Below are 10287 nucleotides of genomic sequence, written 5' to 3'. Positions count from 1 at the left end.
GGCGGCTTGCGCCGCCGTTCAGGCCCGCTCGGCCACGGCGGCGCGGGGGGCGGCCGGCGCGTCCGGCCGCGGCAGCAGCGCGTCGTGGGCACCGCGCGCCACCTGCAGCATGAGCACGGCCCCGGGCAGCGCCAGCAGCAGCGCCATGCCCTTGTAGATGGCCTGCACGCCCAGCGTGGGCCCCAGCGCCGCGGTGACCAGCCCGGCCACGGGGAAGGGCAGGTACTGCACCAGGTAGAACACCCCGATGACCTTGCCCAGATGCGCGCTCGCCACGGCCTGCACGCGCAGGGTGCGGTTGAACAGGTTGAACCACGCCGCGCCGCCGATGGACAGCGCGAAGGCCGCCGCGTACACGGCCACGCTGTGCGTCCAGGCCATGGCCGCCATGCCGGCGCACAGCACCGCGTAGCCCGCGGTGCCCAGGCGCGCCATGGCCTGCGGGCCCGGCAGCCGCGGCACCAGGCGCAGCGCCAGCAGCCCGCACAGGCCGGCGGCGGCGTTCATGAGGCCGAAGACGTGGTCCGACGCGCCGAACACGCCGGTGATGACGGAGGCGTTGGCGCCCACCGCCACGGCAAAGGCCAGGTTGATGATGAAGCCCACGCCGGCCAGCAGCCGCAGCGGGCGGTTGCGCCACAGCAGCGTCCAGCCCAACACGAGATCGGCCGCCGCGTGGCCGGGGGCCTGTGCATCGGCCTGCACCGGCTGCGTGCCCGGCAGGCCGCGCCAGCACAGCGCCGACAGCGCGAAGCCGCAGGCCGCCACGGGCAGCAGCGGCAGCTTGCCCAGCGCATGGGCCAGCAGCGCGGCCAGGCCCGGCCCAAGCAGCCGGCCCAACAGCTCCAGGTTCTGCACCAGGGCCTGCAGCCGCGACAGCGCGCCGTCCCCGGCCAGCGCCGGCGTGGTCTTCTCCACCGCCATGCGCACCGGCGCCATGCACAGCGACAGCAGCCCGGAGCCCGCCATGAGCACGCCTACAGTCCAGTGCGGCCGCAGTGCGCACAGCAGCGCGGCGCTGATCAGCACGAGGGCCCGCGCCGTGTTGGCCGCGAGAAATAGCCGTCGCCCGCCCAGCCGGTCGGCCAGCAGCCCGGCGAAGGGGTAGGCCAGCAGCGCGGGCAGCCACTCCACGGCGAAGGCCATGCCTGCGTAACCCACACTGCCCGTGCGCTGGAACACGAGCAGCGGCACGGCAAACAGCACGGCCTGCTCCGCGAGCAGCCCAAGCATCAAGCTGGCGCCAAAGGCATGAAGACGCCGCCGGTCTGGTTCGGCCATGAAACGGGAACTCCCTCCGCCCCGGCATTTTGCAAGCAAGCGGCGGCAGCGACCCGTGCGGATTGCCACACCGCGGCCCGCTGCGGCGGCGCATGGCGCTCCCGCGCGGGCCTGGCGGGTGGCGCGTCAGTGCTTGTGGGCGCCCGCGGCGGCGCCGGGGTCGCCGGCGGCCACGGGCACCTGCAGCGCCAGCGAGCCCTCGCGGCCGTCCTTGTCCACGAAGCGCAGCGTCACGGGTAGCGTGCTGCCGCTGGGCAGCGCCTGCTTCACGCCGGTGAGCATGAGGTGCAGACCGCCCGGTCGCAGCTCCACGCCCTGGCCCGCGGGCAGCTCCAGGCCCTTGTCCAGCGCGCGCATGCGCATCACGTCGCCCTCCATGGCCATCTCGTGCACTTCCACCGACTCGGCCAGCGGCGAGCTACCGCCCAACAGCCGCCCGCCCACGCCGCTGGTGAGCTTGGCGTAGACGCCGGTGCTGCGCTGGCCGGGCACGGTGGGCCGCGCCCAGGCGTCGCGCACGTCCACGGGCGCCACGCCCGCGGGCAGCACCTCCAGCCGCGCGGCCGGGAAAGCGGATTTCACGCCGTCCGCGCCGGGCAGCTCGGCCCAATCGGCGCTGCCCTGGTCGCAGCTTTGCAGCACCTTGAACCACAGCGTGCCGGGCTTGTCGGTCACGCGGCCGCGCAGGTTGAAGGTGGTCTTTTCAGAGGCGGGCAGCGCGGCCTGGGCGTTGGCGGCCGTCCAGGTGACGTCGCGTCCCTTGGTGTCCAGTTGCCAGCCGTTGCGGGCCTGCGCCTCGATGAGCGTGAAACCATCGGGCAACCGCACGCGCAGCGCCGTGGTGGCGGTGGCGCCCTCGCAGGCGTGGCCCACGCGGAAGGTGGCGTTGTAGGTGCTGCCGGCCGTGACGCCGCCGGGCGGCAGCGTGACGTGGGCCTGGGCGGCGGACAGGCTCATCAAGGCCGCGGCGGCGGCGGCGACGTTGCGAATGGATGCTTGCATGGTGTGTCCTGTCAAAGGTCGAACTTCAGCTCAGCCGTGTAGCTGCGCTGCGGGTACGGGTGGAAGTTCCAGTACTGGTAGTTGTTGAGGTTGTCCACGCCGAAGGCGGCGCTCCAGCGCTTGTCGATGCGGTAGAGCACGCGCAGGTCGGCCACGGTGAACTTGCTCACGCCCATGTAGGTGAAGCCGTTGATGTCGGCGTTGTTGAGCGTGCGGAACTGGCGGCCGCTGTGGCGTATGCCCAGCGAGGTGGTCCAGTGCTCGTCCCACTGGTAGCTGGCCAGCAGCGTGGCGCGCACGCGCGGGATGTTGGGCTGGCGTTTGCCGATGGTGTCGCCGGGATCGTTCACGAAGCCGGCGTTCTCCTTGATGGTGGAGTCGGCATACGTGACGCTGGCCCACAGGTCCAGGCCCTTGAGCAGCCAGCCGTTGGCGTTGAGCGCGGCTTCCACGCCGCGGGTGGCGACGCGGCCCACGTTCTGCACGCGGCTGATGTTCTTGCCGGCCGAGGCGTCGGCCGTGGTCTGGGTGTAGAGCGCGTCGCGCGTGTCCTCGGCGAACAGCGTCAGCCGCGCCAGCGCGGGGCCCAGGTCCTGCTCGGCGCTGAGCTCGGCGGTCCAGGATTTTTCCGGGCGCAGGCCGGGGTCGTTGATGAACTGCGAGTCGGTCGTGGACGTGGCGCCGTACAGCTCGTTGACCGTGGGATAGCGCACCGCGCGGCCCAGCGAGGCTTTCAAGAGCGTGGCGGGCAGCCACTGCCAGGACAGGGCGGCCTTGGGCGAGAAGTCCGTCTCGTGGCGGGCGGGCCAGGGGCTGCCGCTGGAGGCCGTGAAGTTCGTCTGCCCGTTGTCGGCTTCCCAGCGCTCGGCCCGGCCCCCCAGCACGGTCTTCCAGCCCTCGGCGAGTTGCCAGGTGTCCTGGGCCCACAGGCTGCGCAGCCGGGTGTCGCCCTGCACGCGGCTGGTGGGCGTGCCGCGCCCGTCGCCGGCGATGCTGCCGGCCACGCTGGTGCCTTGGTAGCGCAGCTGGTATTGGTCCTGCTGGAAGCCGAACTCCACGACATGCCGGCCTTCGGCCTGCGGCGGGCGCCACGTGCCCTTGAGCGCCAGCGTGTTCCAGCCCGTGCCGCTGCCGTCGGCCAGGGTGCTGGTGGACGGCGGCACATCGCCCGCGGCGCTTTGGCGCTTGTCGTCGCGCTTGTAGTCGTAGAGGCTGGCCGAGGCCTCCCAGTCCCACTCGCCGCGCGTGCGGCTCTTGAGGGACAGGCCGTGCATGGTGTGCAGCAGCTCCTCGCGCGTGACGTTCAGGCCGCTCCAGTCCGGCGTGCCGTCGGCCTTGCGCACGTAGCTCTGCGCGTTGCCGTCCGCCTCGTTGCGCCACAGGCCGAACACGTAGCTCGCGCGCAGCGTTGAGCTCAGGGCATAGGACAGCTTGAGCTTCAAGTGGTCCTGCACCGTGTCGTACTGGGTGCCCGCGCCGGTGATGAACCAGGGTTGGCCGGCGTTGTTGAAACCGGGCACGGCTCCCGTGCCCGCCACGGCCTTGGTGGTGTTGGCAAAGGTCAGCGGCTGCCCTTCGCTGTCGGTGCGGTTGACGTTGAGCCACCAGGCCCAGTCGCCGGCGCGGTCGCCCAGGGAGACGCTGGCCTGTTTCGCGTGGTAGGTGGCGTGGGTGCCGTAGAGGTCGAAGGGCTGCGCGACGTAGCCCACCTTGCCGTGGGCTTCGAACGTGGTGGGCATGCGCGTGACGTAGTCCACCACCGCGCCGACCGAGTTGCCGGGGTAGGCCGCCGAGAAGGGGCCGTACATCACGTCCACGCGCTCGATCTCTTCCGGCGTCACCAGCCCCCAGCGCGGCGGGAAGGACAGGCCGCCGATGCCGTTGCCCAGGAAGTTGGACAGCAGGATGCCGTCGGCATACACCGCCGAGCGCGCGCTGTTGCCCGTGCCGGAGGCGCGGCTGGAGAGGATGGCGTGGTTGTAGTCGCCGATGTAGCGCTTGCGCACCAGCAGGCTGGGAAAGTATTTGAGCGCGTCCTCGCTGTCGGTGGCGTTGACGCTGCGTTCGATGTCCTGGCGCGTCACGCCTTCCGTGGTGGTGGGAATGTGCGTGGGCAGCGAGGTGGGGCGCGAGCCGGAGACGGTGACCACGCCCAGCTCGCGCGTGGGTGCTTCGGTGTCCAGGGCCGCGACGGTTGGCGGCGCGTCCAAGGCCGGCTGTGGAGCCTGCGCCCAGGAGGCGCAAGCCATGGCGGCGCACAGCGCGGTGAGCGCCTGTGGCGGCTTCAAGAAAAACATGGGTTCGTCCTGCAATGACGTAAAAGGGCGCCCGGCACGCGCGCGCCTTTGGGCGCGGCGCCGGACGGTTCAGGCGGTCAGAGCAGGAAGGCAGGCGGGCCGCGCGACAGCGGCCCAACCCAGTCCAGCGAGGGCGCGGCGCCTTGCGGCGCGACGTCCGGGGCCTGGCGGTTGGGCACGAGCAGCAGCGCGGCCACCGCGGGGGGCGGCGCGGCGGCCATGGCGCCGGGGCAGCAGCAGTCGTGGTGGTGCGATTGCGGGGCGCCATCGTCCGCGGGCAGCGGGATGCGGCGGTGGCCTTGGGCGGAGCACACGTCCACGCCCGCGGCCATCGCGGTGGCCATGCGCGGCATCCACAGCGCCTGCATCAGCAGCGCCAGCACCAGCGCGGCCAGCGCAACGAGGCGCTGGGGTCGGCGATGGCGGGCAAGGCGATGCATGGGGCCGGATTCTAGAAAGGCGCGCGGCCCTTTCGGCCCAACGACGTCCAGCCGCACGGGCCGGCGTGCAACAGACTTGACATTGCTCAGGCCGTCGTGCGGGGCACCAGGCGCTCGCCGAAATACCTGGACTGGTTCAAGGCGCGCCGGCGCGGCGGCGCATCAAGCCAGCCGCCAGAGCTGGCCGTGGGCAGGTGCGGCCGGCCACTCATGGGCAGCGGCGGGCGGCGCGGAGCGGGTGGTGGCCCACTGGCGGGCCAGCATCCAGCCGCCATGGGTGACGAGCAGCCGCGGTACGTCATCCACCGGCCAGGCCGCGGCGCGCGCCAGCATGTCCAGCAGCGATTCGCCGCCGCCGGGGCGCGCCGTTGCAAAGGCGTCGCACCAGGCATCGACTTCGGCGTAGGCAATGTGCGTCCAGGGCCGGCCGTCCCAGGCGCCGAAGTCCAGCTCCAGCAGCGCGGCATCCCTGCGGTGCTGCCAGCCCCAGCGGCGCAGCCAGCGGCCCACATCCGCGCAGCGGCGCAGCGGCGAGGTCCAGACCACGCGCGGCAGCCCGTGGCGGCGCGCCGCCTGGCGTATGCGGTGGGCCAGCCGCTTGGCGCGGCGCGGGTCCACGCGCAGATCGGTGCGGCCTATGCAGCGGCCGGCCGCGCCTTGCGCGCGCGGGTGGCGCCAGGCCCACAGGGGCGGATTCATGGGCGTTTCGGCGGCGGGGGCGTCAACCATGCGTGCCTCCGATGAGCACCGCCACCCAGGCCAGCAGCGCGGCCAATTCCGAGAACTGTTGTGCCGCGCCCAGCGTGTCGCCGGTGAAACCGCCCAGGCGGCGGCGCAGCCAGCGCGCCATCCACCACACCACCGCGCCCATGGCCGCCAGGGCCCAGGGCAGGGCGGCCACGGCCGGCGCGCCGCCCAGCGCCGCCGCGGCCAGCGTGGCGAGCAACAGCCAGCCCAGGGCCACGGCCACGCCCGCGGGCTCTATGTGCAGCGCCAGCGGCTTGGCTTTGGCGTGGTCCGGGTCGCCGCCGTAGGGCAGCGCCCGCATGAGCAGCACGGGCGCGCAGCGCGAGGCGCCATGGCCCCAGGCCAGGGCCAGCGCGGCCACCAGCGGCGAGCGCGCGGCCAGCGCCGCCAGCGCCGCGGCCTTCAGGCCCAGCACCAGCACCAGGCCCAGTGCGCCGTAGCTGCCCAGGCGCGAGTCCTTCATGATTTCCAGCGCCCGCTGGCGCGAGACGGCGCCGCCCAAGCCGTCGCAGGTGTCGGCCAGCCCGTCCTCATGGAAGCCGCCGGTGAGCCAGACGGTGGCTGCGATGCTCAACCCCGCCGCAATGGCCGGCGGCCACAGTGACGAGGCCGCCAGCAGCACGGCAGCACCCACGGCGCCCACGACCAGGCCCACGGCCGGAAAGTGCCGCGAACAGGCCTGCAGCCATGCCGGCTCGAACCCGATGCGCTGCGGTATGGGCACGCGCGTGAAGAACTGCAGCGCGACGAGGAAGAGGCGGATTTCGTGGAACAGCCGGTGGATCATCGGGCCCGGTCGCTCAAGCCTCGGCCCCGCGGCTCACGCCCGCGGATTCAAAACTCGCCATCTCGTTGAGGATGCGGCAGGCCGACTCCAGCAGCGGCCAGGCCAGCGCGGCGCCCGAGCCCTCGCCCAGGCGCAGGCCCAGGTCCAGCAGCGGCTCCACGCCCAAGTGCTCCAGCAGCAGCGGATGGCCCCCTTCCTGCGAGCGGTGCGCGAACACGCAGCGCTGCAGCACGGCCGGCTGCAGCGCGTGCGCCACCAGCACGGCGCTGCAGACGATGAAGCCATCCACCACGATGACGCGACGCTCCTGCGCCGCCTGCAGCACGGCCCCGACCATCATGGCGATCTCGAAGCCGCCCAACGCCGCCAGCGCCTGCAGCGGCTCGACGGCGCCGGCATGGCGCTGCAGCACGGCCGAGAGCACGCGCACCTTGTGGGCCAGGCCCGCGTCGTCCAGCCCCGTGCCGCGGCCGGTGCAGCGCTCTATGGGAATACCTGCCAGGCGCGACAGCAGCAGCGCCGCACTGGAGGTGTTGCCAATGCCCATCTCGCCCAACAGCAGCGCGTTGCCCGGCAGGCCGCGCACCACGTCGCGCCCGGCTTCCACCGCCGTGGCGCACTGGTCGGCCGTCATGGCCGGCGCCTGCGACGCGTCGGCCGTGCCCGGCGCGATCTTGCGCAGCAGCAGGCCCGCTTGCGGCGCGAAGTCACAGCGCACGCCCGCGTCCACCACCGTGAGCGACAAGCCGTGCTGGCGTGCCAGCACGCTGACCGCGGCGCCGCCAGCGAGAAAATTCATGACCATTTGCCAGGTCACGTCCGCCGGGTAGGCCGACACGCCCTGCGCCGTGAGGCCATGGTCGCCGGCGAACACCACCATCTGCGGCTGCTCCAGCCGCGGGTGCTCCGTGCCCAGCACCTGGGCTATCTGCAGCGCCAGCGCTTCCAGCCGGCCCAGCGCGCCCAGCGGTTTCGTCTTGCCGTCCAGGCGCCGGCGCAAGGCGGCGTCCAGCTCCGGCTGGTCCAGGGGGGCGATGGTGGGCAGGCTGTTCATGGTCTGGTGTCCCGGCCGGGGGTGCCGGGGTGGTTGCTTTGTCTATGAATTGTCGCGGAGCGCAGAGCGTGCAAGGCGGCGGTGGCCTCAGGCGCTGCCGCGCCACGCCTGCAGCAGCGCCTGCTGCGCCGGCGGCGGCTGCACGCTCAGCCGCACCCAGCCCGGCAGGCCGAAGGACGTGGCGTCGCGCAGCTTGATGCCGCGCTCGCGCAAGGCGCGCAGCCGCGCCGGCAAGCCGCTGTCGCAGGGGCGCGCCAGCCAGAAGGGCGTGACGGAGGGCTGCTGCACCCAGCCCAGCGACTGCAGCGCCGCGCGCTGCTGGCGCTTCCAGGCGCGCAGCCGGCTGCAGGCGGCCTGCACGCCCTGCTGCGTGGCCGGCAGCGTCCAGGCCTCCAGCAGCGCCACGCCCTCGGCCGACAGCACCCAGCCCGGCGCCAGCGACAGCAGCGTGGCGCGCAAGGCGTCGTCATCGGCCGGTGCGATCACCCAGCCCGCGCGCACGCCCGTGAGGCCCAGCGACTTGTTGGGCGAGAAGCACTGCCAGGCCGACTCGGCCACGGCCGGCGGCACCGGGCAGCGGCCTTTCAGGCGCAGCGGCGCGTAGGCGCGGTCCAGCGCCAGCACGTGGCCGCGGCCGGCCAGCGCGGCCAGCGCCGGCCAGAAGGGTGCTCCCAGGCTTTCGCCGGTGGGGTTGCAGGGTTCGCACAGCCACACCAGTGCCGGCGCGGCGCCGTGCGTCGTCAAGCCGTCCAACAGGGCTTCGCCGCTCGCGTAGGGGCGCACGCTCAGGCCCAGGGCTTGGGCGGCGGCGCGGTAGTCGCCATAGCCGGGCTGCGGCACCCACGCCTGCTGGACGCCCCGCAGCCGTGCGGCCAGCGTCAGACGGCGTATGGCCTCGCTGCTGCCGGCCGTGGGCAGCACGCGGCCGGGTGCCACGCCATGAAAGGCGCCCAACAACTCGCGCAGCGCGGCATAGGCGGGGTCGGGGTAGTGGCGCCGGTCGGCCTGCAGGAGCGCGCGCCGCACCGGCGCCGGGGCCTCCAGCGGGCAGGCGTTGGTGGAGAAATCGAACTCAATGGGCGGGCCGCCGTCGGGGCCGCCGTGCTCGACGTGAACCGGCGCGGCGTCTTGGGTCGCGGGCGAGTCCATCAGCCTGTCCATGCCAGGCCTCCACACAGCCGCCAGGCGGCCAGGTCGGCCGCGCCGCACAACAGCGCGGCCAGCAGCACGGCGCGGCCGCACCAGGCCAGCGCGCGGTGCAGGTCGGCGCTGCCCGGCAGCCGTCCGCCCGCGTTGAGCGCGTACACGCCGGGCTTGGACAGCCGCGCACCCAGCAGCAGCGCCACCGCCCCCATGGGCCAGCCGCCGTTGGGCGAGGGCGTCACGCGGGCTTCGCGCGACAGCCCCGCGGGCCAGCGCCCGGCCGCGGCGCACAGCAGCAGCGCGGTCAGCCGCGCCGGCAGCCACGAGAGCGCATCGTCCGCATGCGCGGCCCATTTGCCCGCCCATTCCCAGCGCCCGCGGTAGCCCCACATGGCGTCGGCCGTGTTGGCGAAGCGGTACAGCGCCGCGCCGGGCAGCCCCGCCACGGCGAACCAGCACAGCGGCGCGACCACCGAGTCGTTGAGGTTCTCGGCCAGGGTTTCGATCGCCGCCTCGCGCACCTCGTGCGCTTGCAGCCTGGACGTGTCGCGGCTCACCAGCCGCGCCAATTGCTGCCGGCCCTCCGGCAGCGAGCGCGCCAGCGCCGCCTCCACGCCGCGCACCTCGTCACGCAACATGCGCCAGGCCAGCAGCGGTTTCAGCAGCAAGCCCAGCAGCGGCGCCGCGGCCCACCAGGGCAGCGACAGCAGCCCGCGCTGCAGCCCCCAGGCCAGCGCGGCCACCGCGCCCGCGCCCAACAGCCAGGCCAGTGCGCCGCACGTAAAAGCCCAGGCGGGTTGGAGGCGCAACAGCCGCGGCCCAAGGGCGCCCAGGTAATGGCCCATGCCCACGACGGGATGCAGCCGCGCCGGCGGTTCGCCCAGGGCGCGGTCCAGCACCAGCGCCACGGCGCCGGCCAGTGCAAGCGACGCCATCAGTCCTCTATGCCCCGCTGCGCGGGCACGCCGGCCTTGAAGTGATGTTTCACCAGCGTCATCTCGGTGACGGTGTCGGCCAGCTCGATGAGCTCGGCCGGCGCGCCGCGGCCGGTGAGCACCACCGTGACGTGCGGCGGGCGCTCGCGCAGTGCCTGCAGCACCTGTTCCAGCGACAGCCAGCCGTAGCGCAGCGGGTACATCACCTCGTCCAGCACCACCATGAAGTGCTCGCCGGCGCGGATCATGGCCTCGGCCCTGGCCCACCCCGCGCGGGCCAGCTCGGCGGAATGGTCCAGGTCGCGGCTCTTCCAGCTGAAGCCGTCGCCCAGGCCCTCTATGGGCACGCCCAACTGCTCGAACACGCGGTGCTCGCCGAAGCGCGCGCTGGGCACCTTCATGAACTGGAACACGTGCACCCGCTTGCCGCGCCCATGCGCGCGCAGCGCCAGGCCGAAGGCGGCGGTGCTCTTGCCCTTGCCGTCGCCGGTGTGGACCATGACCAGCCCGCGGCGCTCGCCTTCGGGGCGCTCGTAGCGTGCGGCGGTGGGAGGGGCTTCTATGTCCATGCCAACTTCTTTCGCTCTTGCGGACGGCTGCG

At 73.3% G+C, this 10287-nt stretch carries 10 protein-coding genes; all 10 read right to left on the bottom strand.

What is annotated here, in order from left to right; genetic code table 11:
* Window positions 1–18 precede the first annotated feature (18 nt).
* A complete protein-coding gene (locus tag ALA01S_RS22945) occupies window positions 19–1281 on the bottom strand; it encodes an MFS transporter (protein WP_084267839.1) in 1263 nt (420 codons plus the stop codon).
* Between the two features lie 126 nt (window positions 1282–1407).
* On the bottom strand, window positions 1408–2283 hold the full coding sequence (locus tag ALA01S_RS22940; RefSeq protein ID WP_066341450.1) for a copper chaperone PCu(A)C domain-containing protein: 876 nt from the start codon (window positions 2281–2283) through the stop codon (window positions 1408–1410).
* An 11-nt stretch (window positions 2284–2294) separates the two neighbouring features.
* Window positions 2295–4532 (bottom strand): TonB-dependent receptor, encoded by a 2238-nt coding sequence (locus ALA01S_RS22935; protein ID WP_066341461.1) that lies wholly within the window; start codon window positions 4530–4532, stop codon window positions 2295–2297.
* Window positions 4533–4657: 125 nt separating this feature from the next.
* On the bottom strand, window positions 4658–5020 hold the full coding sequence (locus ALA01S_RS22930; protein WP_066341448.1) for a DUF2946 family protein: 363 nt from the start codon (window positions 5018–5020) through the stop codon (window positions 4658–4660).
* Window positions 5021–5182: 162 nt separating this feature from the next.
* A complete protein-coding gene (locus tag ALA01S_RS22925) occupies window positions 5183–5749 on the bottom strand; it encodes a histidine phosphatase family protein (RefSeq protein ID WP_238455910.1) in 567 nt (188 codons plus the stop codon).
* Complete coding sequence (cobS, locus tag ALA01S_RS22920) at window positions 5742–6554, bottom strand: adenosylcobinamide-GDP ribazoletransferase (RefSeq protein WP_174548652.1); 813 nt, start codon at window positions 6552–6554, stop codon at window positions 5742–5744. The genes ALA01S_RS22925 and cobS overlap by 8 nt, the downstream gene beginning before the upstream one ends.
* 13 nt (window positions 6555–6567) lie before the next feature.
* The gene (gene cobT, locus ALA01S_RS22915) at window positions 6568–7608 is read right to left on the bottom strand and encodes a nicotinate-nucleotide--dimethylbenzimidazole phosphoribosyltransferase (protein ID WP_066341446.1); all 1041 of its coding nucleotides are present in this window, start codon (window positions 7606–7608) and stop codon (window positions 6568–6570) included.
* A gap of 87 nt (window positions 7609–7695) precedes the next feature.
* Window positions 7696–8769 (bottom strand): aminotransferase class I/II-fold pyridoxal phosphate-dependent enzyme, encoded by a 1074-nt coding sequence (locus tag ALA01S_RS22910; protein ID WP_238455909.1) that lies wholly within the window; start codon window positions 8767–8769, stop codon window positions 7696–7698.
* Window positions 8757–9686 (bottom strand): adenosylcobinamide-phosphate synthase CbiB, encoded by a 930-nt coding sequence (cbiB, locus tag ALA01S_RS22905; RefSeq protein WP_066341444.1) that lies wholly within the window; start codon window positions 9684–9686, stop codon window positions 8757–8759. Before cbiB ends, ALA01S_RS22910 begins: the two co-directional genes overlap by 13 nt.
* Complete coding sequence (cobO, locus tag ALA01S_RS22900; protein ID WP_066341442.1) at window positions 9686–10255, bottom strand: cob(I)yrinic acid a,c-diamide adenosyltransferase; 570 nt, start codon at window positions 10253–10255, stop codon at window positions 9686–9688. The genes cbiB and cobO overlap by 1 nt, the downstream gene beginning before the upstream one ends.
* Window positions 10256–10287: the final 32 nt, after the last annotated feature.

The organism is Azohydromonas lata NBRC 102462, from assembly GCF_001571085.1.
Taxonomy (GTDB): domain Bacteria; phylum Pseudomonadota; class Gammaproteobacteria; order Burkholderiales; family Burkholderiaceae_C; genus Azohydromonas; species Azohydromonas lata.
The sequence above is the reverse complement of the archived record's forward strand: the minus strand, read 5'-3'. Positions and strand labels throughout refer to the sequence as shown.

Excerpts from the sequence above, each read along its gene's own strand:
- ALA01S_RS22945 (WP_084267839.1), bottom strand. The coding sequence starts at position 1,281 with ATGGCCGAACCAGACCGGCGGCGTCTTCATGCCTTTGGCGCCAGCTTG.
- ALA01S_RS22940 (WP_066341450.1), bottom strand. The coding sequence starts at position 2,283 with ATGCAAGCATCCATTCGCAACGTCGCCGCCGCCGCCGCGGCCTTGATG.
- ALA01S_RS22935 (WP_066341461.1), bottom strand. The coding sequence starts at position 4,532 with ATGGCTTGCGCCTCCTGGGCGCAGGCTCCACAGCCGGCCTTGGACGCG.
- ALA01S_RS22930 (WP_066341448.1), bottom strand. The coding sequence starts at position 5,020 with ATGCATCGCCTTGCCCGCCATCGCCGACCCCAGCGCCTCGTTGCGCTG.
- ALA01S_RS22925 (WP_238455910.1), bottom strand. The coding sequence starts at position 5,749 with ATGGTTGACGCCCCCGCCGCCGAAACGCCCATGAATCCGCCCCTGTGG.
- cobS (WP_174548652.1), bottom strand. The coding sequence starts at position 6,554 with ATGATCCACCGGCTGTTCCACGAAATCCGCCTCTTCCTCGTCGCGCTG.
- cobT (WP_066341446.1), bottom strand. The coding sequence starts at position 7,608 with ATGAACAGCCTGCCCACCATCGCCCCCCTGGACCAGCCGGAGCTGGAC.
- ALA01S_RS22910 (WP_238455909.1), bottom strand. The coding sequence starts at position 8,769 with ATGGACAGGCTGATGGACTCGCCCGCGACCCAAGACGCCGCGCCGGTT.
- cbiB (WP_066341444.1), bottom strand. The coding sequence starts at position 9,686 with ATGGCGTCGCTTGCACTGGCCGGCGCCGTGGCGCTGGTGCTGGACCGC.
- cobO (WP_066341442.1), bottom strand. The coding sequence starts at position 10,255 with ATGGACATAGAAGCCCCTCCCACCGCCGCACGCTACGAGCGCCCCGAA.